Raw genomic sequence first — 819 nt, 5'->3', positions numbered from 1 at the left:
ATACAAAACATTTTTGATATAGTGAAGCTTTTGGGGCATTTTGCAAGATTGTGGGAGATAGGTAAAATCTATCGCTTGACTAGCCTCGCGCGCAAGATAAAGGCAAAAGCAGACATCATATCTAGCGCCAAAGATAGCGGGACAAAGGCGGATTCTGCTATGGAGGCACTGGATTTGGTGCTAGAATATAAGCGCGAGAATCCAAAGGATTTCGAAGATATTTTTGCCGCGCTAGAAAACATCTCGCAAGACTACAAAAACGACCCCTCTAAACGCCAAGCGATAAAAGATCTGCTAGGCAAAATAGGCTAGAATCCAAAACGCTAGCCTAGCCAGCAAGCAAGCAAAGGCGAGAGTCTCTGTGGTGAAAATCTAGGGCGAGAATGTAGAGCGAGAATCTGCCATTGTAAAATCTCAACAAACGCAATCCTAGCAGACAAGACGAAACCTCGACAAATGACACAAAACCTCGCGCGACAAAAGACAAAAATAGACGATAACAAATCCACAAATCCGGAGCATAGGAGCATAAATGATAGCTGCGATTATTTTATCACTTATTGGACTTGCGCTTATTGCTATGTGGGCGGCGTTTTTTGGCGTGATTGCCGGGATATTTGGCATATTTATGACGATATTTGCGATATGCAATCCCGATGTCGTCGGCTCGACTTTGCATGTGCTGGCGTGGATTTGGGCGGTGGTATCGGTGGCTTGCTTGTTTGATGATGAGAGCAGACCGGCGGCATTTGCAGGATATGTGCTAGTGGGCGTGATATCTGCTATAGTGGCAGGCATAATGCGACTAGGCGGCGCGTA

General features: G+C 45.8%; 2 protein-coding genes. Both read left to right on the top strand.

The window, feature by feature from the left end:
* A partial coding sequence (locus BKN38_RS11340) for a hypothetical protein (protein ID WP_066453727.1) occupies positions 1 to 312 on the top strand: 312 nt, incomplete at its 5' end.
* A 220-nt stretch (positions 313 to 532) separates the two neighbouring features.
* Positions 533 to 819 (top strand): hypothetical protein (locus BKN38_RS10070; protein WP_216634153.1); only part of this gene is annotated, 287 nt, incomplete at its 3' end.

It is taken from the genome of Helicobacter sp. CLO-3 (assembly GCF_001854545.1).
GTDB lineage: Bacteria > Campylobacterota > Campylobacteria > Campylobacterales > Helicobacteraceae > Helicobacter_B.
This window is presented reverse-complemented; position numbering and strand designations above follow the sequence as displayed.